The organism is Pseudomonas sp. NPDC089392, from assembly GCF_044749595.1.
Taxonomy (GTDB): domain Bacteria; phylum Pseudomonadota; class Gammaproteobacteria; order Pseudomonadales; family Pseudomonadaceae; genus Aquipseudomonas.
In genome coordinates this window covers 331199-354226 of the sequence record NZ_JBIVIF010000001.1, presented here as the reverse complement: position 1 = coordinate 354226, position 23028 = coordinate 331199, and the positions used below count along the sequence as shown (strand labels likewise).

Below are 23028 nucleotides of genomic sequence, written 5' to 3'. Positions count from 1 at the left end.
GGCTTACTCCGGCAGCAGGCTTTCGCCAGCGAACAGTTCGGCGATGGTCTCGCGGCGGCGTACTTCGAAGGCCTGGTCGCCGTCGACCAGGATTTCAGCGCAACGGCCACGGGTGTTGTAGTTGGAGCTCATGACAAAACCATAGGCGCCCGCAGACTGCACGGCCAGCAGGTCACCTTCTGCCAGGTTCAGCACGCGGTCCTTGCCGAGGAAGTCGCCGGTCTCGCAGATCGGCCCGACCAGGTCATAGGCACGGCCTTCGCCTGCACGTGGCTTGACCGCGCTGACACCCATCCAGGCCTGGTACAGGGCCGGGCGGATCAGGTCGTTCATCGCCGCATCAATGATGGCGAAGTCCTTGTGCTCGGTGTGCTTGAGGTATTCCACGCGGGTCAGCAGCACGCCAGCGTTGGCCACGATGTAGCGGCCCGGCTCGAACACCAGGGCCAGCTCGCGGTCGCCGACGCGCTCGCGGATGGCCTTGATGTAGTCGGCCACCAGCGGCGGCTGCTCATCGCGATAACGCACGCCAACACCACCGCCCAGGTCAAGATGGCGAAGGTGGATGCCGCATTCGGCCAGGCGGTCGACCAGCACCAGCAGGCGGTCGAGGGCATCGAGGAACGGCTCGACGGTGGTCAGCTGCGAGCCGATGTGGCAGTCGACACCGACCACTTCCAGGTTCGGCAACTGCGCGGCGCGCACGTAGATGGCCTCGGCGTCGGCGATGGCGATGCCGAACTTGTTTTCTTTAAGGCCGGTGGAGATGTACGGGTGGGTGCCGGCATCGACGTCCGGGTTGACCCGCAGCGACACCGGGGCCACCTTGCCCATCTCGGCGGCCACCACTTGCAGGCGCTCCAGCTCGTCGGTGGACTCGACGTTGAAGCAGTGCACGCCGATTTCCAGGGCGCGGCGCATGTCTTCGCGGGTTTTACCCACACCGGAGAACACTACGCGGTCAGCACGGCCGCCAGCGGCCAGCACGCGCTCCAGTTCACCACCGGAGACGATGTCGAACCCTGCGCCCAGGCGTGCCAGCACGTTCAGCACGCCAAGGTTGGAGTTGGCCTTGACCGCGAAGCACACCAGGTGTTCGGCGCCTTGCAGGGCGTCGGTGTAGCTGCGGTACTGCGCCTCGATATGGGCGCGCGAATACACATAGGTGGGGGTGCCATGGCGTTCGGCAATGGCCGACAGGGCCACGCCTTCCGCGAACAGCTCACCGTCGCGGTAGTCGAAAGCGTTCATCTGAATTCCTTACTGCTCTGGCGTTTGCTCGGGCAATTGCTCGGGCTGGAGAGGCTGCTCTTCTTGCGGCTGTACGGCCGGAGCGTGCTGGTGTTGATGCGACTTGTGGCTGCCTTTGCCGTCCTTGCCGTCTTCCGGCAGGTACAGGGGGCCTTTCTGACCGCAGGCCGAAACGAGGCAGGCAACCGCGACCAGCGCCGCGAGCGAGGAAATCAGGCGCTTCATGGGTGAAATCCTTAGGAAAATGCAGTATTGCGCCCGAGTATACCGAGCGACCGACGGCTTGCCTATGCAAGAGCCGGTCCGCCGGGCGGGCTATTCTTACCGCCTGCAAGGGCCCTTTCGCGGCTAAAGCCGCTCCTACAGTTACTGCACCGGTCCCAGGCCTTGCACAATCCCTGTAGGAGCGGCTTTAGCCGCGAAGAGGCCGGTGAAGGCAACGGCTAAACCTTTGCATTCGGCGGCAAGCGCCCGTATCTTGCCCGGCTTGCCTGTAACGCAGCCAATTTCGAGGTTCCTGCAATGAGTTTGAGTGAAGCGCGTTTCCATGATCTGGTCGACGCGACCCAACAGGCCCTGGAAGACCTGTTCGACGAGAGCGGCATGGACCTGGACATGGAGAACTCCGCTGGCGTCCTCACCGTCAAGTTCGAAGGCGGTGCCCAGCTGATCTTCAGCCGCCAGGAGCCGCTGCGCCAGCTGTGGCTGGCCGACCGTTCCGGTGGTTTCCACTTCGATTACGACGAAGACAGCGGCAAGTGGGTGTGCGAGAAGAGCGAAGAGCTGCTGGGCGAAATGCTTGAGCGTATCGTGTGGGAGCGGGCCGGCGAGAAGCTGGACTTCGACGAGATCTGACATGAGCAGCGCCCAACCCCGGCCGCCCAAGCCGCTGTACAGCAACGTCAGCCCCGCCGTGCCATCACCCTGCATCAGTGTTTGCCGGCTGGACGAGCAGCGGGTATGCACCGGCTGCCATCGGCATGTCGAGCACATCCGCGAATGGCGCTCGGCCGATGATGAGCGGCGCCGGCAGATCTGCCGCGAGGCCCAGGTTTTGCGCGAGCAGGCTAAGGCACACTGAGCGCAGGGGCTTGAGTATTTACCCGGCTGTGGTAGTGTCGGGTTCTGCGTCGGAGACGCCAAAGCCTTAACAAACCCCGCCCTTGGGCGGGGTTTTGCTTTATCTGTACATTGAAAACTGCCTGTTCAAAGGAGTCTGACTGGATCATGAGCACCAAGCCCTCCCTCATCCTCACCCGATTGGACGTACAACGTCTGGAGCGTCTGATCGACAGCCTCGACGAGAGTACGCCGGGTGTGCTCGCCCTGCAGGACGAGCTGGACCGCGCCGAGCAGGTGGTCGGTCACGAGGAAGTGCCAGCGGGCGTGGTGACCATGAACTCGCGCGTACACTGCCGTGAGGAGGCCAGCGGCAAGGACTACCACCTGACCCTGGTGTACCCGAAGGACGCCGGGCCGGAAGGCAAGGTCTCGATCCTGGCGCCGATTGGTTGCGCGTTGCTGGGGCTGTCGGTGGGTGAGCAGATCGACTGGCCGGCACCGGGCGGCAAGACCCTCAAGCTGAAGCTGCTGGAAGTGGAATATCAGCCGGAAGCGGCGGGCGATTTCGACCTGTAAAACCCCGGGGCCGCTTTGCGGCCCATTCGCAGCACAAGGCTGCTCCTACAGGGAGATGCGATCCCTTGTAGGAGCAGCCTTGTGCTGCGAATTCAGGATCCTTCCGCCAGAACCTGCTCCAACCCCTCATTCAAAGCCTGCTCCAGCACCCGCTTGTAGCTCAGGTACAGCTGCGTCGCCCCCAACCGGTCATCCAGCAACTCGGACAAATCCAGGTCAGTGATATAGCACCTGTACTGCGCTGCACCACGCCGCTGGCCAATGATCTGCCGGGCCACCACCGCATACAACTGCGCCCCATGCTCCAGCTCGGAAAACTCCTGCTGGTCGCAGTACAGCGTCACATGTGCAGCACCCGCCACACCGGCCTGGATGATGGCCTGCACCTCATAGTAAGGCTGGTCGCTGCCCTCCAGCGGGGCCAGGCGCGGCTCGATGCTGCGGGCCTTGCCAGGGCTGGATGGCAACAGCTGCGCGAAGAGGATATCCAGTGACGCCGGGCGCAGATTGTCCAGCGGTAGCCGGGCATCACGGCGCATCACTACCGAGCGCAGAAAGCGTTGCAGCGGCAGCAGCAGGTGGGCTTCGTCTTGCAACGGCAGGCGCTGCTGCCACAGGGCGTTGTATTCATCCAGTACATACAGCTCGGCCCAGCCGCCCTGCAGGCGGTAGAACACCTGGATGCAGGCCGGCCTGCCTTGTTCCAGCACCAGGCGCAGGTCGTGGTCTTGCAGTGCGTTGGCGTCCAGGTAAAGCGGGCTGTAGGCGCTGCGTTCTTCGCCCAGGTAAGCCAGCAGTGCCTCATGATCGGCCAAGGTGGCCAGGCTGACATGCTCGGGCAGCAGTTCCAGTACATGGGTGTGCTGGGCCACCTGCAGCAGGTAGCGGTGGTTCAGGCCTTGGTCGAGCAGCAACTGCACGGTGTCGAAAATCTCCTCCACACGCTGGCCAATGGCCTGGGCACGGCTCTGGCAGAAGCAGCGCACCCGCACCCGTGGCCGGTGGCCGTGCAACACCGGGCTGTTGAGGAAGTCGCGCAGGCAGCGCACCAGCGCGTGTTCGCCGTCATAGCGCTGGACCAGCACCTCGTTCCAGCTGTTGAGGGTGACCTGGTCCAGGGTCAGCACCAGGTTCTCGCGCACGCCTGCGTAGCTCAACGAGTCGGTGCGTTCGGTGGTCATCAGGATGTTCAAGTCGCGGTGGTGGCGCAGCGGGTCAATGGCGACGTTGACCAGCAGCAGCACTTCGTCGGCAACGCTGGGCTGCAGCAGGCGTACTTCGCTGACTGTCGGCAAGGGCAGGGGGATGCTTTGCTGCAGGCAGCCCACCAGGTTGAACAGCTCAAGTTCGCTGAGGTCGCTGACGCCCGGGTGCAGCGCCAGGCGTGTGCTGCTGTCGATCACGCCGTTGCGATGGGCCCAGGCCAGCAGTTCGAGCAGTTCCCGACAGCGTTTTATCGGGCTGAAGTGTTGCACTTCGTGGCTGCTGAGGTTGCCGGCGTACAGCTCCCAGTGGTGGTTGCCGGGTTCCTTGCGGTTGCCTGCCTGGGCCAAGGTCAGGGTGCCTTCGGCAAGGTCCGGGGCGATGCCGGGGTTGATCACTTCGACCTTGCCGGCACGGCGCTCGAAGGCTGCATACAGGCGCCGGCCCAACACATTGAGGTCGCGCTGATCGGCGCGGCTGCTGGCGTTTTGCGTGCGGGCGAACTGGCTGAGGAAGCGGTAGCTGTGGTTCAGCTCGGCCACCAGTTCGCGGCGCTCGACGGCCACCTGCAGCACTTTCCATTGGCTGCGGCTGTCCAGCAGGGCCAGCTGGCGCTCGTCCCAGCCCCATTCGTCGGCCAGGCGCTGCAGCAGACGGCGTTGCCAGCCATTGGCGCGGCTCTGTTCGCTGAGTTTCTTGTTCACCTTCAGGTACAGGCTGCGGCGTACCAGCTCCAGGCGCGCGGTCTCACCACGTTGCAGCAGGTAGCGTTCAATGCGCCGGTAGACCATCACGTAGGGGTCCAGCTCATCGAGGTCGAGCTGGTTGGCGAACACTGCCTGCTTGTAGTCCAGGCTCAGGCAGCGCACGGCGGGGTGTTCGCTGGCGTAGGCTTCGGTCAGCAGCAGCTTGAGCAACGACTTGTAGGGCGAGTCGATGCCTTTGAACAGTTGCCACAGGCCGGCGCCGACGAACTCGCCAGGTGGAATGTGCGCCAGGTTGCCGAGGTCCAGGGCGTCCTGGCTGCGGATGAAGCGCTTGGACAGCAGGGTCTGGGTGTAGTCGTGGTAATTGTGTTCTTCGTAGACCGGCACCAGCCACCACAGCGGCGTGCGCCCGGCCAGCCACAGCGTGGTGCGGTAGAACTCGTCCAGCAGCAGGTAGTGCTGGGTGGTGCCGCAGTCGTCGGAGCCGAGCTGGCCATCGCGCTGGCCTTGGGCGAAGCCCTGCGTGTCGATGAGAAAGAAGTGCGCCTCGGCACCCAGGCTGGCTGCCCAGGTTTCCAGCAGTTGGCACTTGCGGCGCAGTTCATCAAGCAGCGGCTCGGGCAAGCCTGGCGCATGGCACACCCATACATCCATGTCGCTGTGCTCGGCCTGGGCCAGCGAGCCCAGGCTGCCCATCAGGAACAGGCCGTGGATTGGGCGCGGCGGGTTGCCATGCTGGGCCTTGTAGGAGAATGAGCGGGCGAAGCGTTGGGCTTCTGCCACCCGTTCGGCATCTGGCTCGTAGCCGGATACACCTGCGGGAGTGCTGCCAGAAACATAACCCGGTAACAGCGGGTGGTTCACATGGAACAGCAGCGGCAGCAGCGTCAGTACCTGTTGTTGGCGTGTCGACAGGCCTTCCATCGCCCTTTGCAGCCGGCCCTGGTTCAGATGCAGGAAGCGCGCACGCAGTGTTGCCAGGACTTTGCGGTCGATGCCTTCGTCCAGGTCAGGGCGGATTTCGTGGGGGTGGTTCATTGCGCGCTCGGGCAGGCCAGTGAAACTGTGGCGAGTTTAGCCTGAGTGGCGGGGTCGGATAAGCGCTAAATGAAATATTGGCGCCATTTTCCCAGCGCTTGCGGGCCAGCTCCAGCTTTCGCTGCACATGAGGCATGATGGGCGCATTCAGTTGATGAAGAGAGTTTCCGATGCGTGTATGGATCGATGCCGATGCCTGCCCCAAGGCGGCCAAGGATCTGATCGTCAAGTTCGCCCTCAAGCGCAAGTTCGAGGTGGTGATGGTGGCAGGGCAGGCCGTGGCCAAGCCGGCGTTCGCCATCGTGCGGCTGGTCGTGGTGCCCAGCGGCATGGATGCGGCCGATGATTACCTGGTCGAGCACGCTGTGCCCGGCGAGCTGGTGATCTGCAGTGACGTGCCGTTGGCCGACCGCTTGGTGAAAAAGGGCGTGGCAGCGCTGGACCCACGCGGGCGCGAGTTCGACGAGCGCAACATGGGTGACCGCCTGGCGGCGCGCAACCTGTTCACCGAGCTGCGCGAGCAGGGGCAGGTGGGGGGAGGGCAGGCGACTTATGGTGAACGCGACAAGCAGGCGTTTGCCAATGCGCTGGACCGGATCATTGCCCGTCTCTCCAAACCCTGAGGGGACCCTGTAGGAGCGGCCTTGTGTCGCGATCGGGCCGCAGCGCGGCCCCAGGATTTCAGCTTCGCCGCATAAATTGCCAGGGCCGCTTCGCGGCCCGATCGCGACACAAGGCCGCTCCTACACAGGGCGCGTTTGCAGGGCTTACTCGTGAGTCAGCTCCAGCACCCGGTCCACCAGCTTGTAGATCCCGCCAGCCGCCTCGCTGATCGACTTGGCCTCCATATAAGCCGGGGTCGTCACCAGCTTGCGTTGGGTGTCTTCGACAATGTCGTGCACATCGCACTCTTCATGGGTGCCACCCATCTTCACCACGGCCGCCGCAGTGCCAGCGTCGCTACCAATGGTGCAGACCACGCCCGGCCCGTAAATCTTCGCTGCCAGCGCCGGCGAAATGCAGATCAGGCCAACCGGCTTGCAGGCATCGGCAAAGGCTTCGGCCAAGGCCAGTACATCCGGGTGAACGCTACAGTTGGCGCCTTCCACGGCAAAGTTGGACAGGTTCTTCGCCGCCCCGAAACCGCCTGGCACGATCAGCGCATCGAAGTCTTCGGCCTTGGCTTCGCGGATGTCCTTGACTTCGCCGCGGGCAATGCGCGCCGATTCCACCAGCACATTGCGCGACTCGGGCATTTCTTCGCCGGTCAGGTGGTTGACTACATGCATCTGTGCAATGTTCGGCGCGAAGCACTGCACCTGCGCACCGCGCTGGTCGAGGCGCAGCAGGGTGATCACGCTTTCGTGGATTTCGGCGCCGTCATACACGCCACAGCCGGAAAGAATCACCGCTACTTTTTTTGTCATGCTCAATACTCCAGTGTCGAGGCGCTAAATGTCCTCTAGTTTGGCAGATGTCGCCATAGGGATTGCTGCGGGCGCGGCCTAATCTTGATGGATACCACCTGAGGTCATGCTCATGGACCTGATATTGCTGGCCGTGCCGTTCTTCTTCGTGCTGATTGCCGTCGAGCTGGTGGCCGACCGTGTGCGTGGCCAGCGCAACTTCACCCTGGCCGACTCGATCAACAGCCTGAGCACCGGCGTGCTGTCGACCAGTACCGGGTTGCTGACCAAGGGTGTAGGGCTGGTCACCTATGCCCTGGCCTTCGAGCACCTGGCGCTGTTGCGCCTGCCGGCACACGCGTGGTGGGTGTGGTTGCTGGCCTTTGTCCTGTACGACTTCTGCTACTACTGGCTGCACCGCCTGGGCCACGAGCGCAATGTGCTGTGGGCGGCGCACTCGGTGCATCACCAGAGCGAGGAGTACAACCTCACCACCGCGCTGCGCCAGACCAGCAGCGGCTTCATTTTCTCGTGGATCTTCTACCTGCCGCTGGCGTTGGTCGGCGTGCCGCCACTGGTGTTCATTACCGTGGCCTCGCTCAACCTGCTGTACCAGTTCTGGGTGCATACCCGGCATATTCCCAAGCTTGGCTGGCTCGAGTGGGTGTTGATCACGCCATCCAATCATCGCGTCCACCATGCGCAAAACCCTGCTTACTTGGATCGCAATTACGGCGGCGTGTTCATTCTCTGGGACCGTCTGTTCGGCACTTTCAAGGAAGAAGACCCGGCCGAGCCGGTGGTGTTCGGGGTGACCACGCCGCTGGCCAGCTGGAACCCTTTGTGGGCCAACCTGCAGTTCTATGCCCAGCTCTGGCGCGACGCCCGGCGCACCGCCAGCCTGTGGGACAAACTGCGTATCTGGTTCATGCCTACAGGCTGGCGCCCGGCCGATGTAGCTGCGCGCTACCCACAGGCCAAGCAGGACCTGGCGCTGTTTCGCAAGTTCGGGATTGCCCTGGGCCGCGCGCAACAAGCCTATGTGGCGGCGCAGTTCGTGGTTTACGTGGCGCTGGGCAGCTATTTGATGGGCGCGGCCGAGCGCGTGCCAACCGCCGCGCTGGTGCTCGGTTGGTCGCTGATGGCGTTTGGTTTGTTCGTGCTGGGCGCGTTGCTGGAGAACCGGCCCTGGGCTGCGCGCCTGGAGCTGGCGCGGCTGCTGCTGAATGCGCCGGCGCTGTACCTGGCCGGCGTATTGGGCCTAGCGGTGGTCGCGCCGCTGGCCTGGATCCTGCTCGTGGCTTACAGCTTGCTCAGCCTCTGGGGACTGGGCCTGGTCCGCCGCCTTGCGCTCCGCGCGCAGGGTACGGAAGCGCCGGCGCAGCCACAGCAGGCCACCCAGCGCCAGCAGGCCGCCGAGCACCCATAGCTCATAGCGCTTCACGTTGCCTAGCAGGCCTTCGAGGATGGCACCGAAGTGGTACGCAGCCGCGCCCAGGGCCGCAGCCCAGATCGCCGCGCCAATACCGTTCAGCAGCAGGTAGCGGCGTGGCGGGTAGCCCGACAGGCCGATGGCCACCGGCATGACCGTGCGCAGGCCGTAGACGAAACGGAAGCTCAGCACCCAGATGTCGGGGTGGCGGCGGATGTGGTCCAGCGCCCGGTCACCCATCGCCTGCCAGCGCGGTTTGCGCGCCAGAATCCTGCGCCCATGTCGACGGCCCATGAAGTACCACAACTGGTCGCCGGCATAGCTGCCGAAGAACGCCACCAGGCACACCAGCTTGATGTCCATGTAACCGCGGAACGCAAGGAATCCCGCAAGCACCAGAATGGTCTCGCCTTCGAAGAAGGTGCCTAGAAAAAGGGCAAAGTAGCCGAAATCCTGCAGGAATTGTTGAAGCATTTTCTGAGGTGCTGGCGAAATGAACGCGCAGCCTACCCCTTCGCGCGCATTCGTGAAAGTGTCCAAATGTGTCTCGACGTGAACAATTCCTACGCGGACAATGCCAAGGGCCACATGCTGCGGCTTGCCCTGGTGTGTAACACAGGCGTCATAATGGGCGCTTATCTTGCCGCTCAATAGATGATAGGGCATTAACGTCCTCAGGAACGCCAGATGAATAATGAAGTGCTAACACCTGTCGCGATCAAGGATGCTCAAGAGCTCCCCGAAGAGATGGTGCAAACCCCGCCAGACCTGCCGCCTCCGGCGCCGGACGTGGCGGCGGACCTGGCTTCGGACGTTGCGCCGGAGCCTGCAGCGGAACTGGTGGCCGAGCCTGTGGCACCGGCCCCGGCACCCGCACCGGCCATCAGCGTTCCCGGCCTCGACGACAGCAGCCTGTACATTCATCGCGAACTCTCACAGCTGCAGTTCAACATCCGCGTGCTGGAGCAGGCACTGGACGAGAACTATCCGCTGCTCGAACGCCTCAAGTTCCTGCTGATCTTCTCCAGCAACCTCGACGAATTCTTCGAAATCCGCGTCGCCGGCCTGAAGAAGCAGATCAATTTCGCCCGTGAACAGGCCGGTGCCGACGGCCTGCAGCCGCATCAGGCGCTGGCGCGCATCAGCGAGCTGGTGCACTACGAGGTGGAGCGCCAGTACGCGATCCTCAACGACGTGCTGCTGCCCGAGCTGGAAAAGCACCATATCCGCTTCATTCGTCGCCGTTACTGGACGCCCAAGCTCAAGACCTGGGTGCGCCGCTACTTCCGCGACGAGATCGCCCCGATCATCACCCCGATCGGCCTCGACCCGACCCACCCGTTCCCGCTGCTGGTGAACAAGAGCCTCAACTTCATCGTCGAGCTTGAAGGTGTGGACGCCTTCGGCCGCGATTCGGGCCTGGCGATCATCCCGGCCCCGCGCCTGCTGCCGCGGGTGATCCGCGTGCCGGAAGAGGTGGGTGGCCCGGGCGCCAACTACGTATTCCTGTCGTCGATGATCCACGCGCACGCCGACGACCTGTTCCAGGGCATGAAGGTAAAGGGCTGCTATCAGTTCCGCCTGACCCGTAACGCCGACCTGGCGCTGGACTCCGAAGAGGTCGACGACCTGGCCCGTGCCCTGCGCGGCGAGCTGTTTTCGCGCCGCTACGGCGACGCCGTGCGCCTGGAAGTGGCCGACACCTGCCCGAAACACCTGTCGGACTACCTGCTCAAGCAGTTCAGCCTCAGCGAAAGCGAGCTGTACCAGGTCAACGGCCCGGTCAACCTTACCCGCTTGTTCAGCATCACCGGCCTGGACAGCCACCCGGAGCTGCAATACACACCGTTCACCCCGGCGATCCCCAAGCTGCTGCAGAACGCCGACAACATCTTCAGTGTGATCAGCAAGCAGGACATCCTGCTGATGCACCCGTTCGAGTCCTTCACCCCGGTGATCGACCTGCTGCGCCAGGCCGCCAAGGACCCGCACGTGCTCGCCGTGCGCCAGACCCTGTACCGCTCCGGGGCCAACTCGGAAATCGTCGACGCCCTGGTGGATGCGGCGCGTAACGGCAAGGAGGTCACTGCGGTGATCGAGCTGCGTGCGCGTTTCGACGAAGAATCCAACCTGCAGATGGCCAGCCGCCTGCAAGCGGCGGGTGCGGTGGTGATCTACGGCGTGGTCGGCTTCAAGACCCACGCCAAGATGATGCTGATCCTGCGCCGCGAGCAGGGCGAGATCGTGCGTTATGCGCACCTGGGTACCGGCAACTACCACGCCGGCAACGCCCGCCTGTACACCGACTACAGCCTGCTGACCTCTGACGACGCCCTCACCGAAGACGTCGGCAAGCTGTTCAGCCAGCTGATCGGCATGGGCAAGACCCTGCGCATGAAAAAGTTGCTGCACGCGCCGTTCACTCTGAAGAAGGGCATGCTCGACATGATCGCGCGGGAAACCCAGTTCGCCCTCGAAGGCAAACCGGCGCACATCATTGCCAAGTTCAACTCGCTGACCGACGCCAAGGTCATCAAGGCGCTGTACAAGGCCAGCCAGTCAGGCGTGAAGATTGACTTGGTGGTGCGTGGCATGTGCTGCCTGCGCCCAGGCATTCCGGGGGTTTCGCACAACATCCAGGTGCGCTCGATCATCGGCCGCTTCCTGGAGCACACGCGGGTGTTCTACTTCCTCAATGGCGGCGAAGAGCAGATCTACCTGTCCAGTGCCGACTGGATGGAGCGCAACCTCGACAAGCGTGTCGAGACCTGCTTCCCGGTGGAAGGCAAGAAGCTGTTGCTGCGGGTGAAGAAGGAGCTGGAAGGCTACCTGACTGACAACACCCACGCCTGGACCTTGCAGCCAGACGGGCGCTACTTGCGCAGCACCCCGACCGGCAACCAGAACCCGCGCAGTGCCCAGGCGACCCTGCTGGAGCGCCTGAGCAACCCGGTCCTCAACGTACGCTGAGGACGAAGCCGACCCGGGCCAGCCATTCCGCCTCGTTGGCGAAGTCGGCCTGGGTCAGCTGGTTCTGCTCCAGCCAGCCTTCAGGGAAGGCGACATCCAGGCTGTCCCCCCCGGCCTTCAGTTCTACCTTGGGCATCTGCTGGGTGCCGCGGATGTGATGGAACAGGATGGCAAAGCGCAGCAGCACGCACAGGCGGATCAGCTGCACACCTTCATCACCGAACTCGGCGAACTTGTCCTTGGGGATGTTGCGGCGGTGGCCGCGCACCAGCAAGGACATCATCTGCTGGTCCTCGCGAGAGAAGCCTGAAAGGTCGGAGTGTTCAAGCAGGTAGGCGCCATGCTTGTGGTAGTGGTAGTGGGCGATATCCAAGCCAATTTCGTGCACTTTCGCCGCCCAGCCCAGCAGATCGCGCCAGTTCCCATCTTTAAGTTGCCAGGTTTCGGCCACTTGGTCGAAGGCGTGCAGGGCTTTGCGCTCGACGCGCGCGGCCTGCCCCTGATCGACGTGGTAACGCTCCATCAGCGAGTTCAGGGTGCGCTCGCGCACGTCTTCGTGGTGGTGGCGGCCCAGCAGGTCAAACAGCACGCCTTCTCGCAGGGCACCGTCGCAGTGGTCCATGCGTTGCAGTTCCAGGGCGTCGAAGATCGCTTCGAGAATCGCCAGGCCCGCCGGGAAGATGGTGCGGCGGTCCGGCTTGACCCCGTCGAAGTCGATCTTGTCGACCTCACCCAGCTTGAACAGCTTGCGCTTGACCCAGTTCAGGCCTTCGGCGTTGACCTCGCCATTGCCCAGGCCACCGGCCTTGATGGCGGCGCCGATGGCACGGATGGTGCCGGACGAGCCGATGGCCTCGTCCCAGGTCAGGCGGTGCAGGGCATTCTCGATGCTCATCAGCTCCAGGCGCGCGGCGGTGTAGGCCTGGGCGTAGCGGGCCGGGGTGATCTTGCCGTCGCGGAAGTAGCGTTGGGTGAAGCTGACGCAGCCCATTTGCAGGCTTTCGCGCAGCAGCGGCTCGAAGCGCTGGCCGATGATGAACTCGGTACTGCCGCCGCCAATGTCGGCGACCAGGCGCTTGCCGGGGGTATCGGCCAGGGTATGCGACACGCCCAGGTAGATCAGGCGCGCTTCTTCACGGCCGGAGATGACCTCGACCGGGTGGCCAAGGATGGCTTCGGCGCGCTGGATGAATTCGTTGCGGTTGCGCGCTTCGCGCAATGCGTTGGTACCGACGATGCGCACGGAGCCTGCCGGCATGCCGTTGATCAGTTGAGAAAAGCGCTTGAGGCAATCCAGGCCTCGTTCCATTGCCTCTTCACTGAGTTTGCGTTCTTCGTCGATGCCGGCGGCTAGCTGAACCTTCTCGCCGAGCCGCTCGAGAATGCGGATTTCGGTATGGTGGGCCTTGGCCACGACCATGTGGAAACTGTTGGAGCCAAGGTCGATGGCGGCGATCAGGGACAGGTTCTTCGCGATGGTATGCGGCATGATCTGGTTGTTCTCGGTCGTTTACCTGGCAATCGTGCCACGATAGCAGGCTGTCGCCAACGCGTGGTACGCAAGCCTTTGAGCTGGCCTTGATACAAGGCAATGTGCCATTCGATGCTATGACACTTGTGTGACAGTTTCGATTCGCAGCGTCTTGCACAACTATAGTTACACTCAATCGTCCGCGGCTTCCTGTAGCGGGCGGGGGCGGCTATGATGGGCAACGTTTTTTATTGCTTACGACCTTGGAGATTTCCATGAGCGACAAAATCAAACACGTCACCGACGCCAGCTTCGAAGCCGACGTACTGCAGGCTCAAGGCCCGGTGCTGGTCGACTACTGGGCTGAATGGTGCGGCCCATGCAAGATGATCGCTCCGGTCCTGGACGACATTGCTGCCACCTACGAGGGCAAACTGACCGTCGCCAAGCTGAACATCGACGAAAACCAGGAAACCCCAGCCAAGCACGGCGTGCGTGGCATCCCGACGCTGATGCTGTTCAAGAACGGCAACGTCGAAGCCACCAAGGTTGGCGCCCTGTCCAAATCGCAGCTGGCCGCGTTCCTCGACGCCCACCTGTGATATGGAAAGCCCCGCAAATGCGGGGCTTTTTTTTGCCCGAAGGGCCTGTGGGAGCGGGTTTACCCGCGAATTCGATGCCGAACCTGCCGCCGCCTTCGCGGGTAAACCCGCTCCCACATGGCACGATTTACCCGGTCAAAACCACTAGACGTCGAAAAAAGCAAGTGTTACATTCGGCCTCGCACTGCTTCTCCAGTGCCCTCTAAATGCCGTCGCCGAAGCATCCCTAATTCGAATCAGTACGCGATCTTGTCGCCATCTAGCGGCGCGGCCTCATTAAGCCAGAAGCTTAATTCTCCCTTCTTACATGATTACGTCACTCCCCTTATGAACCTGACTGAACTCAAGCAAAAGCCGATTACCGATCTTTTGGAAATGGCCGAACAGATGGGCATCGAAAACATGGCCCGTTCGCGCAAACAGGACGTGATTTTCGCCCTGCTGAAGAAGCACGCGAAAAGCGGCGAAGAGATCTCGGGTGACGGCGTGCTGGAGATTCTCCAGGATGGTTTCGGTTTCCTGCGTTCGGCTGATGCGTCCTACCTGGCCGGCCCCGACGACATCTACGTCTCGCCTAGCCAGATCCGCCGCTTCAACCTGCGTACCGGCGACACCATCGTCGGCAAGATCCGCCCACCGAAGGAAGGGGAGCGTTACTTCGCCCTGCTGAAGGTCGACACCATCAACTTCGACCGCCCGGAAAACGCGAAGAACAAGATCCTCTTCGAAAACCTGACGCCGTTGTTCCCGAACAAGCGCCTGAAGATGGAAGCCGGTAACGGCTCCACCGAAGACTTGACCGGCCGCGTTATCGACCTGTGCGCCCCGATCGGCAAAGGCCAGCGTGGCCTGATCGTCGCTCCGCCGAAAGCCGGTAAGACGATCATGCTGCAGAACATCGCGGCCAACATCACCCGCAACAACCCCGAGTGCCACCTGATCGTCCTGCTGATCGACGAGCGCCCGGAAGAAGTGACCGAAATGCAGCGCACCGTGCGCGGCGAAGTGGTTGCCTCTACCTTCGACGAGCCGCCAACCCGCCACGTGCAGGTTGCCGAAATGGTGATCGAAAAGGCCAAGCGCCTGGTCGAGCACAAGAAGGACGTGGTCATCCTGCTGGACTCCATCACCCGTCTGGCGCGTGCCTACAACACCGTGATCCCGAGCTCCGGCAAGGTGCTGACCGGTGGTGTCGACGCCCACGCCCTGGAGAAGCCGAAACGCTTCTTCGGCGCCGCGCGTAACATCGAGGAAGGCGGTTCGCTGACCATCATCGCCACCGCGCTGGTCGAAACCGGCTCGAAGATGGACGAAGTGATCTACGAAGAGTTCAAGGGCACCGGCAACATGGAGCTGCCGCTGGACCGCCGCATCGCCGAGAAACGTGTGTTCCCGGCCATCAACATCAACCGCTCCGGTACCCGCCGCGAAGAGCTGCTGACCGCCGACGACGAACTGCAGCGCATGTGGATCCTGCGCAAGCTGCTGCACCCGATGGACGAAATCGCCGCCATCGAGTTCCTGGTCGACAAGCTCAAGCAGACCAAGACCAACGACGAGTTCTTCCTGTCGATGAAGCGCAAGTAAGCTTCGTTCGATCAAGCAAAAAGCCGGGGAAACCCGGCTTTTTGCTGTTTGTCACAAAAGACCGTTCGCCAGCACCCTGAACGCAGGCCACCATGCTGCCTGCGGGCTGCCATGCCCCTCGTGGCACTCTGCCTTCCGCCGAAAATCAGCTCGCCTAGCCGGCTGACCAAAAATCGACACGGAATTGTCTCTTTTAAGGTACAGTATGGATGTACGCAGTTCATCACGTTTTATCCGCCAATGGCGTGGAAAGACCGGCAGCAGGCCGACATTGATCAAGCCAGATCACTTTGGCGCAGGCACAAGGTAAAACTATGACCGGCACACGTCCCCATGAAGAAAGTGTTCTCGAAATGCTCCGCAACGACGAATCCTTCGCCATCGATTATCTCGCCGTGGCGCTTGAGGAGATCGATGAGCCTGGTGGCGCTGCAGGGTTTTTGACGGCGGTTCGGCGTGTGGCTGAAGCGCGTGGAGGCATGGGCAACCTTTCTCAGGCTACCGGGCTTGCTCGTCCCAACCTTTATCGGGCGTTGGCGGCGGACGGCGACCCAAAGTTGTCGACTGTGCTGAAGGTGCTGCAAGCGCTTGGCATCGGGCTGTCGAAGGTGGTTGCGCATAATCGGTGAAGCGCAAGTAAGCGTTTCAAGCCGGTATTGGTTGGGGCTGCTTCGCAGCCCATCGCGACACAAGGCCGCTCCTACAGGATTACGCATTCCCTGTAGGAGCGGCCTTGTGTCGCGATGGGGCGCGAAGCGGCCCCAAGTCATTTTTGGCCATTGGACACCGAACGGCGCTACACTCTGCACCCCCGACCGATACGGCCAACACGAGGCTCTTGCATGCAGTATCGCGATTTGCGCGACTTCATCCGTGGCCTGGAGCAGCGCGGTGAACTCAAGCGCATCCAGGTTCCGATTTCCCCTGTCCTGGAAATGACCGAGGTCTGCGACCGCACCCTGCGCGCCAAAGGTCCGGCCTTGTTGTTCGAAAAGCCTACCGGCTTCGACATCCCGGTACTGGGCAACCTGTTCGGCACGCCAGAGCGCGTGGCCATGGGCATGGGCGCCGAGTCGGTCGACGAACTGCGCGAGATCGGCAAGCTGCTGGCCTTCCTCAAGGAGCCCGAGCCGCCGAAAGGCCTGAAGGACGCCTGGTCCAAGCTGCCGATCTTCAAAAAGGTCGTGTCGATGGCGCCGAAAGTGGTCAAGGACGCGGTGTGTCAGGAAGTGGTGGTCGAGGGTGACGACGTCGACCTCGGCGCACTGCCGATCCAGCACTGCTGGCCGGGCGACGTGGCGCCACTGATCACCTGGGGCCTCACCGTGACCCGCGGCCCGAACAAGGACCGCCAGAACCTGGGCATCTACCGCCAGCAGGTGATCGGCCGCAACAAGGTCATCATGCGCTGGCTCAGCCACCGTGGCGGTGCCCTCGACTACCGTGAGTGGTGCGAGAAGAACCCCGGCCAGCCGTTCCCGGTCGCCGTGGCCCTGGGTGCTGACCCGGCCACCATCCTTGGCGCCGTGACCCCGGTGCCGGACACGCTTTCCGAATACGCCTTCGCCGGCCTGCTGCGCGGCAACCGCACCGAGCTGGTCAAGTGCCGTGGCAGCAACCTGCAGGTACCGGCCACTGCCGAAATCATCCTTGAAGGCGTGATCCACCCGGGCGAAATGGCCCCGGAAGGCCCGTATGGCGATCACACCGGCTACTACAACGAAGTCGACAGCTTCCCGGTGTTCACCGTCGAGCGCATCACCCACCGGCAAAAGCCGATCTACCACAGCACCTACACCGGTCGCCCGCCGGATGAGCCGGCGATCCTTGGTGTGGCGCTGAACGAAGTGTTCGTGCCAATCCTGCAGAAGCAGTTCCCGGAAATCACCGACTTCTACCTGCCGCCTGAAGGCTGCTCGTACCGCATGGCGGTGGTGACCATGAAGAAGCAGTACCCAGGCCACGCCAAGCGTGTGATGCTGGGTGTGTGGTCGTTCCTGCGACAGTTCATGTACACCAAGTTCGTTATTGTTACCGACGACGATATCAACGCCCGCGACTGGAACGATGTGATCTGGGCCATCACCACGCGCATGGACCCCAAGCGTGATACGGTGATGATCGACAACACCCCGATCGACTACCTCGACTTCGCGTCGCCGGTATCCGGGTTGGGGTCGAAGATGGGCCTGGACGCCACGCACAAGTGGCCGGGCGAGACTACACGCGAATGGGGACGGGTCATCGTCAAGGACGAAGCCGTCACCCGCCGTATCGATGAGCTGTGGGATCAGTTGGGAATAGATTGATGCAGGTAACGTTGCAGCCGTCCGGGGCGGTGCTGGCGCTCGAACCCGGGGAACGGATCCTGGATGGAGCGCGGCGGCTGGGCTATGACTGCCCGAACAGCTGCCGCAATGGCAATTGCCATGTTTGCGCCGCGTTGTTGGTCGAAGGCCGGGTATGCCAGGGCGGCGAAGTCCGTGACCATGGCGAGTTGTTTACCTGCATTGCCGAACCTCTGGAGGACTGCGTGTTGCTCTGGGATGGTGTGCTCGCCCTGGGTGAGCTGCCGGTACGCAAGCTGGCATGCAGTGTCAGCGAGTGCGTCGACGTCGGTGGCGACGTCTGGCGGGTGCGTTTGCGCGCCCCTGCCGGCAAGCCGCTGCGCTACCACGCCGGGCAATACCTGATGATCGAGCGTGAGGGCGGCAAGCCGGCCGCCTTCTCGCTGGCCTCGGCGCCGCATGCCGGGCGCGAGCTGGAGCTGCATGTGCTGGCGCGTGAGCCCAGTGCGCTGCAACTGATCGAGCAGCTCAAGCGTGACGGCCTGGCGCGCATCGAAATGCCGTTTGGCGATACCCACCTGGCCGAGTTGCCCGACGGGCCGCTGGTGCTGATTGCCGCTGGCACGGGCATGGGCCAGATGCACAGCCTGGTCGAGCACTGCCGAGCCCAGGGCTTCAAGCACCCGGTGCACCTGTACTGGGGCGTGCGCCGGCCCGAAGACTTCTACCAGATCGAACACTGGGACGAATGGCAGCGCCTGCCCAACCTGTTCCTGCACCAGGTGGTCAGCGACCTGTGCGGCTGGGAAGGCCGTTGCGGCATGCTGCATGAGGCGGTCTGCGAGGATATTGCCGACCTGAATACCGTGCATGTCTATGCCAGCGGCTCGCCGAACATGGTCTATGCCACCCTTGATGCGCTGGTCGAGGCGGGGATGGATGCACACCGCATGCGTGCGGATGTGTTTGCCTATGCCCCGCGCGGTTAATAACCGAAGTTTGAAAGTATGGGTATAAGGCGGTAATTGTTACCGCCTTGGCTAATAACTTTCACAGTTGCCGAAACAGTATTCCCCAGTCGTCGGAACCGCGCATGAAACACTGGCGCGGGGGCTTGAGTATTCCTGCAGTAATGTCCTATGGTTACTGAAAGCGCCCTTGGTACACAGGCCTTGGGCCACATCGTTATCGGATTTCGCTACATCCGTAGTTCACAGGGATAATGGCGGCAGCTTATGTCGGCAATTGAAAGTATGTCCTGGGAAGTTTCATATCCTCCGGCACTCGACTTCGGTCAACAACATACGCGCGAACAACTGTTCAACTCCATGAAGACGACCATGTCTCGCCATCAGGGCGGGCCGGTGTGGCTATTCGCCTATGGTTCGTTGATCTGGCGCCCCGAGTGCAACTCTGTGGAGCGTCAACGCGCGCGGGTACATGGTTATCACCGTGGCTTGTACCTGTGGTCACACGAACACCGCGGCACACCGGAAACCCCCGGCCTGGTGTTTGGCCTGGACCGCGGTGGTTCCTGCAGTGGCTTTGCCTATCGGCTGGATGAAAGCAACCTGGACGACTCGTTGATGGCCCTGTGGCAACGCGAGATGCCGTACCCGGCGTACCGGCCGCACTGGCTCAGCTGCCGGCTGGGTGATGGCAGCAAGGTGCAGGCCTTGGGCTTTGTGCTGGAGCGGCATTTGCCGTGCTATGCCGGCAACCTGCCGGATACCTTGCTCAGCCAGATCCTGGCCAGTGCCAAAGGGCGCTACGGCACCACGCGTGACTATGTCGAGCAGACCTTGAATGCCCTGCGCAGCCATCAGATGCCCGATCGCAACCTGGAGGCGCGGTTCAGGCGTTGCCATAACCTGCGTGAAGTGTGAATAGCCTGCGCCGGCCTCTTCGCGGGTAAACCCGCGCCTACACAGGTACAGCACACCCCTGTGGGCGACGCGATCCCTGTAGGAGCGGGTTCACCCGCGAAGAGACCGGACCTGCCAATAAAGATCTGAAACCTTACCTGGCCAGCACCACCAACTTGCCCACAGCCTGCCGCTGCCCCAGCTTCTCAATGGCAGCCCCGGCCTCGGCCAGTGGATAAGTCTGCGACACCAGCGGCTTCAACTTTCCCTCGGCATGCCAGGCAAACAGTTGCCGGAAGTTCGCCGCATTGTCCTCCGGCTGACGCTGCGCAAACGCCCCCCAGAACACCCCCAGCACTGCCGCGCCCTTGAGCAGCACCAGGTTGGCCGCCAGCTGCGGGATGCTGCCGCTGGCAAACCCCACCACCAGCAGCCGGCCATTCCAGGCTAGCCCGCGCACCGACTGCTCGAACAGCTCGCCACCGACCGGGTCGTAGATCACGTCCACACCTTGGCCGCCGGTCAGGCGCTTGATCTCGTCGCGCAGGCTGGCCTTGCTGTAGTCGATCAGCTCATCGGCCCCGGCCGCCTTGGCCACGGCCAGTTTTTCAGCACTGCTGGCGGCCGCGATCACCCGTGCGCCCATGGCCTTGCCGATCTCCACCGCTGCCAGGCCGACCCCGCCGGAGGCACCCAGCACCAGCAGCGTTTCGCCAGCCTGCAGCTGGCCACGCTGGCGCAGGGCGTGCATGGAGGTGCCGTAGGTCATGCCGAACGCCGCAGCGGTGGTGAAATCCATGCTCGCCGGGATCGGCAGCACGTTGTAGAACGGCACCGCCACCTGCTCGGCGAACGCACCCCAGCCGGTGAGTGCCATGACCCGGTCGCCGACCTTGAACGCGCCGGCCTTTTCCCCGGCTGCGGCCACCACACCCGCCGCTTCGCCACCGGGGGAGAACGGCAACGGTGGCTGGAACTGGTATTTGCCTTCGATGATCAGGGTATCGGGGAAGTTGACCCCGGCGGCCTGCACATCCAGCAGGATTTCGTTTTTCTTCGGCACCGGGCTGGCCACCTCTTCCAGCACCAGGTCGCGCGCCGGGCCCAGGGTTTTGCACAACACAGCTTTCATCGGGGCTATTCCTTTGCGGGTAGTGGCCGATAAGTGTAGGAGGGCCGCCTGCCGGGTCAACGAGCATGGCCCGCCCTGATGTGTAGGCATAAGTGGCGGCACAAGCCCGGGCTTGGGTTTGAGCGGTGTGCTGGGTAAGCTGGCGCCAACTGTATTGAGGAGTGAATTCGTGAAAGCGTGGATCATGATGGTGCTGGCGCTGCTGCTGCCGGCTGCGGCCATGGCCGAAGAAGCCAAGGAAGGGGCGCCCAAGGTCGCCTACATCAGCCTGAGCCCGCCCTTTGTTGGCAACTATGCCCTTGACGGCGGCCCACGGCTGCGCGTGTACAAGGCCGACGTGGCCCTGCGCGTGACCGGCGACGAAGCGGCCAAGGCGGTGCAGCACCATGAACCGTTGATCCGCAACCAGCTGGTGGCGCTGTTCACCCAGCAGACGGTGGACAGCATGAGCAACGTCGAGGCCAAGGAGCACCTGCGCCAGGAGGCGCTGAAACAGGTGCAGCAGGTGATGGAGGCGGAAGAGGGCAAGCCGGTCGTTGAAGACCTGCTGTTCAACAACCTGATTGTGCAGTAACCCGCTTTCACCGACTGGCGCGTTCCCCTGGAGCGGCCTTGTGTCGCGAAGGGCCGCGCAGCGGCCTCCGAATTTGGGATTTTGGTTGCCTGTCAGATCGAGCGCCGCCCGCGCGGCGCTCGATCGAATAGGCGCTGCTAAAGGTACGGAGAACACCTTGCCTTTTCTTAACTGACCGGCATTAGGGCTTTGCCAGCGTGAAAGCTGCAGTCGGCGCAATGCTTGGGTTCACACATTCAGCAACAGAGCGGCAGGTTGTCAGCGGTGGGCTTGATGCTTGATACTGGGGGCGTCCCCCAAGGGGTTTGGAAGACTCTGCAGATCCTGGTTTCTCCAGCAATCACAGAGCCGGGCAAGTGGATGGCGATAACAAGCTGACTTGCCTGTGAGTAGGGCGCCGAAAGGCGCCCTTTGTATTTTGATGCTGCATGATCGGGAAGTTCCCATTCACCCTGCCAGCGCAACAATCGCCGCCCACTGCTCCTCGGTCACGGGCATTACCGACAACCGCGTCCCTTTCTGCACCAGCGGTAACTCCTCCAGCGCGCCTTGCTGCTTCAGCAACCCCAGCCCCAGCACCTGACGGTAAGTCTTGACGTGGGCCACATCTACCGCACTCCACGGGTTCTTCTCGGCCGTGGCCTTGGCATCGTAGTAGTGGCTCTGCGGGTCCAGCGCGGTCGGGTCCGGGTAGGCCGCGCGGGTAATCCGGGCTATGCCGGCGATGCCCGGCTGCGGGCAGCTGGAGTGGTAGAAGAAAAATTCGTCACCCACGCTCATGGCCCGCAGGAAATTGCGTGCCTGATAGTTGCGCACGCCGTCCCAGCGCGCTTCGCCCAGCCGGCCGAGGGCCTCGATGGAGAGCTCGTCGGGCTCGGATTTCATCAGCCAGTAGGCCATGGATGCTGCTCCTGAAAAGGTTTGAAATAACCTGTTGCACGAAACCGACAGCCGGCTGGCGTCAAGGTTTGCGTGTCGACGCAGGTTGTCGGAAAATGCGCCCCGTTTAAAGCGCGACGCGCCGGCGGTGCCGAGAAAACCGCCGGGCACTGAACAGTTTGCCTGGGGGGCAATCTTCAATGAATCAACGCAAAAAGCCGGATCTGCTGTGGATCCTGGTGTTCATTTTTGGCTTGGGTGTGGTCACTACCGGTTATGCGCAAGGGTTCCTGGAGCGCAAACAGGACAACGCTTATCAGATGCCGGTAAACGCCAGCCAGCCACAACGTTGATGCCCCCGCTGGCGCCGCTCAACGCGGCGCCAGGTACCAGTCACGGTCCGAGACCGTGCCCTGCAGCGGTACATCCCAACTGGCCTGCGCCAGTCGCTCGACCTTCTGGCATTCATGCGCCAGCCCTAGCAGCAAAGGCTTCTTCCAGGTCTGCCGACGCGCCTGGTAAGCCAGGCTGCGATCATAGAAGCCACCACCCATCCCCAGGCGCCCGCCCACTTCGTCGAAACCGACCAGCGGCAGCAGGATCAGGTCCAGCGCCCAGATCGGCCGCTGGCGCTTGCGCTCGGTAACCGGCTCGGGAATACGGAAGCGGTTGGGTTTGAGCTTTTCACCCTGTTCGAAGCGCTGGAACACCATGCGCGTGCGCGGCCAGGCATGCAGCACTGGCAGGTAGGTGCGCTTGCCGCGGCGCTGGGCTTCACGCATCAGCAGGCAAGGGTCGATCTCGCCGTCGTTGGGCAGGTACAGGGCAATGTGCCGGGCGCGGCGGAACAGCGGGTGCTGCGCCAGCTGGCGGTACAGGCCGAGGGTGGCCTGGCGTTGCTGTGCAGGGGTAAGGGCGCGGCGGGCATTGCGAAGCAGGCGGCGGAGTTGAGGGCGGGTGAGCGGCACGGTGTCGGTCATGGCAC

22 protein-coding genes and 1 pseudogene are annotated in these 23028 nt (G+C 62.8%); 14 read left to right on the top strand and 9 right to left on the bottom strand.

Translation table 11 applies throughout. From position 1 onward, the window contains the following. Positions 1 to 3: 3 nt before the first annotated feature. Together lysA and ACIP1G_RS01550 are read right to left on the bottom strand one after the other, a co-directional pair. A complete protein-coding gene (lysA, locus tag ACIP1G_RS01555) occupies positions 4 to 1251 on the bottom strand; it encodes a diaminopimelate decarboxylase (protein WP_400732964.1) in 1248 nt (415 codons plus the stop codon). Between the two features lie 9 nt (positions 1252 to 1260). Beyond that, on the bottom strand, positions 1261 to 1476 hold the full coding sequence (locus ACIP1G_RS01550; RefSeq protein WP_400732961.1) for a lipoprotein: 216 nt from the start codon (positions 1474 to 1476) through the stop codon (positions 1261 to 1263). A 297-nt stretch (positions 1477 to 1773) separates the two neighbouring features. On the opposite strand from ACIP1G_RS01550, the gene cyaY reads away from it, so the two are divergent. The 3 genes from cyaY to rnk all read left to right on the top strand — a co-directional run bounded on the left by cyaY (position 1774) and on the right by rnk (position 2889). Further along, positions 1774 to 2106, top strand: coding sequence for an iron donor protein CyaY (gene cyaY, locus ACIP1G_RS01545; protein WP_346646228.1), 333 nt, complete (start codon positions 1774 to 1776; stop codon positions 2104 to 2106). A 1-nt stretch (position 2107) separates the two neighbouring features. Further along, positions 2108 to 2332 carry a DUF1289 domain-containing protein gene (locus ACIP1G_RS01540; RefSeq protein WP_400732959.1) on the top strand — a complete coding sequence of 75 codons (225 nt, stop codon included), beginning with the start codon at positions 2108 to 2110 and terminating at the stop codon, positions 2330 to 2332. 146 nt (positions 2333 to 2478) lie between these two features. Further along, positions 2479 to 2889: a nucleoside diphosphate kinase regulator gene (gene rnk, locus ACIP1G_RS01535; protein WP_016712630.1), complete on the top strand. Its 411-nt coding sequence runs from the start codon at positions 2479 to 2481 to the stop codon at positions 2887 to 2889. Positions 2890 to 2981: 92 nt separating this feature from the next. On the opposite strand, the gene ACIP1G_RS01530 is transcribed toward rnk, so the two are convergent. Beyond that, positions 2982 to 5837, bottom strand: a complete 2856-nt coding sequence (locus ACIP1G_RS01530; protein ID WP_400732957.1) for a class I adenylate cyclase — start codon at positions 5835 to 5837, stop codon at positions 2982 to 2984. Between the two features lie 170 nt (positions 5838 to 6007). On the opposite strand from ACIP1G_RS01530, the gene ACIP1G_RS01525 reads away from it, so the two are divergent. Continuing rightward, the gene (locus tag ACIP1G_RS01525) at positions 6008 to 6460 is read left to right on the top strand and encodes a YaiI/YqxD family protein (protein WP_400732954.1); all 453 of its coding nucleotides are present in this window, start codon (positions 6008 to 6010) and stop codon (positions 6458 to 6460) included. 144 nt (positions 6461 to 6604) lie between these two features. Here ACIP1G_RS01525 and elbB read toward each other — a convergent pair whose 3' ends face one another. Further along, positions 6605 to 7264, bottom strand: coding sequence for an isoprenoid biosynthesis glyoxalase ElbB (elbB, locus tag ACIP1G_RS01520; RefSeq protein ID WP_400732951.1), 660 nt, complete (start codon positions 7262 to 7264; stop codon positions 6605 to 6607). Positions 7265 to 7370: 106 nt separating this feature from the next. Here elbB and ACIP1G_RS01515 point away from each other — a divergent pair. Then, positions 7371 to 8003: pseudogene (locus tag ACIP1G_RS01515) on the top strand (sterol desaturase family protein); the annotation flags it as partial. A 501-nt stretch (positions 8004 to 8504) separates the two neighbouring features. Here ACIP1G_RS01515 and ACIP1G_RS01510 read toward each other — a convergent pair. Further along, positions 8505 to 9149, bottom strand: coding sequence for a DedA family protein (locus ACIP1G_RS01510; RefSeq protein ID WP_400732948.1), 645 nt, complete (start codon positions 9147 to 9149; stop codon positions 8505 to 8507). A gap of 213 nt (positions 9150 to 9362) precedes the next feature. Between ACIP1G_RS01510 and ppk1 the strand changes: the two genes are divergently transcribed. Continuing rightward, on the top strand, positions 9363 to 11645 hold the full coding sequence (gene ppk1, locus ACIP1G_RS01505; RefSeq protein WP_400732946.1) for a polyphosphate kinase 1: 2283 nt from the start codon (positions 9363 to 9365) through the stop codon (positions 11643 to 11645). Here ppk1 and ppx read toward each other — a convergent pair. Next, the gene (gene ppx / locus ACIP1G_RS01500; protein ID WP_400732943.1) at positions 11632 to 13134 is read right to left on the bottom strand and encodes an exopolyphosphatase; all 1503 of its coding nucleotides are present in this window, start codon (positions 13132 to 13134) and stop codon (positions 11632 to 11634) included. The genes ppk1 and ppx overlap by 14 nt on opposite strands. 257 nt (positions 13135 to 13391) lie before the next feature. Between ppx and trxA the strand changes: the two genes are divergently transcribed. From trxA to ACIP1G_RS01470, 6 genes are all read left to right on the top strand, one after another. Then, positions 13392 to 13718 carry a thioredoxin TrxA gene (trxA, locus tag ACIP1G_RS01495; protein WP_012274768.1) on the top strand — a complete coding sequence of 109 codons (327 nt, stop codon included), beginning with the start codon at positions 13392 to 13394 and terminating at the stop codon, positions 13716 to 13718. Positions 13719 to 14045: 327 nt separating this feature from the next. Next, a complete protein-coding gene (gene rho, locus ACIP1G_RS01490; RefSeq protein WP_003253661.1) occupies positions 14046 to 15305 on the top strand; it encodes a transcription termination factor Rho in 1260 nt (419 codons plus the stop codon). A 314-nt stretch (positions 15306 to 15619) separates the two neighbouring features. Beyond that, on the top strand, positions 15620 to 15934 hold the full coding sequence (locus ACIP1G_RS01485) for an addiction module antidote protein (protein ID WP_400732940.1): 315 nt from the start codon (positions 15620 to 15622) through the stop codon (positions 15932 to 15934). A gap of 213 nt (positions 15935 to 16147) precedes the next feature. Then, complete coding sequence (gene ubiD / locus ACIP1G_RS01480; RefSeq protein ID WP_016489755.1) at positions 16148 to 17614, top strand: 4-hydroxy-3-polyprenylbenzoate decarboxylase; 1467 nt, start codon at positions 16148 to 16150, stop codon at positions 17612 to 17614. Beyond that, entirely contained in the window at positions 17614 to 18582 is a 969-nt protein-coding gene (locus ACIP1G_RS01475) for a CDP-6-deoxy-delta-3,4-glucoseen reductase (RefSeq protein ID WP_400732937.1), read from the top strand. The genes ubiD and ACIP1G_RS01475 overlap by 1 nt, the downstream gene beginning before the upstream one ends. Positions 18583 to 18828: 246 nt before the next feature. Continuing rightward, positions 18829 to 19479: a gamma-glutamylcyclotransferase gene (locus ACIP1G_RS01470; protein WP_400732934.1), complete on the top strand. Its 651-nt coding sequence runs from the start codon at positions 18829 to 18831 to the stop codon at positions 19477 to 19479. 133 nt (positions 19480 to 19612) lie between these two features. Here the strand turns inward: ACIP1G_RS01470 and ACIP1G_RS01465 are convergent, their stop codons facing one another. Beyond that, complete coding sequence (locus ACIP1G_RS01465; protein WP_400732931.1) at positions 19613 to 20590, bottom strand: NADPH:quinone oxidoreductase family protein; 978 nt, start codon at positions 20588 to 20590, stop codon at positions 19613 to 19615. 169 nt (positions 20591 to 20759) lie between these two features. Between ACIP1G_RS01465 and ACIP1G_RS01460 the strand changes: the two genes are divergently transcribed. Further along, on the top strand, positions 20760 to 21164 hold the full coding sequence (locus tag ACIP1G_RS01460; RefSeq protein ID WP_400732928.1) for a flagellar basal body-associated protein FliL: 405 nt from the start codon (positions 20760 to 20762) through the stop codon (positions 21162 to 21164). Between the two features lie 447 nt (positions 21165 to 21611). Here ACIP1G_RS01460 and ACIP1G_RS01455 read toward each other — a convergent pair whose 3' ends face one another. Further along, the gene (locus ACIP1G_RS01455) at positions 21612 to 22064 is read right to left on the bottom strand and encodes an EVE domain-containing protein (protein WP_400732926.1); all 453 of its coding nucleotides are present in this window, start codon (positions 22062 to 22064) and stop codon (positions 21612 to 21614) included. Positions 22065 to 22243: 179 nt separating this feature from the next. On the opposite strand from ACIP1G_RS01455, the gene ACIP1G_RS01450 reads away from it, so the two are divergent. Further along, positions 22244 to 22396 carry a hypothetical protein gene (locus ACIP1G_RS01450; protein ID WP_400732924.1) on the top strand — a complete coding sequence of 51 codons (153 nt, stop codon included), beginning with the start codon at positions 22244 to 22246 and terminating at the stop codon, positions 22394 to 22396. A gap of 18 nt (positions 22397 to 22414) precedes the next feature. Here ACIP1G_RS01450 and ACIP1G_RS01445 read toward each other — a convergent pair whose 3' ends face one another. Then, positions 22415 to 23023 carry a 5-formyltetrahydrofolate cyclo-ligase gene (locus ACIP1G_RS01445; RefSeq protein WP_400732921.1) on the bottom strand — a complete coding sequence of 203 codons (609 nt, stop codon included), beginning with the start codon at positions 23021 to 23023 and terminating at the stop codon, positions 22415 to 22417. Positions 23024 to 23028 lie beyond the last annotated feature (5 nt).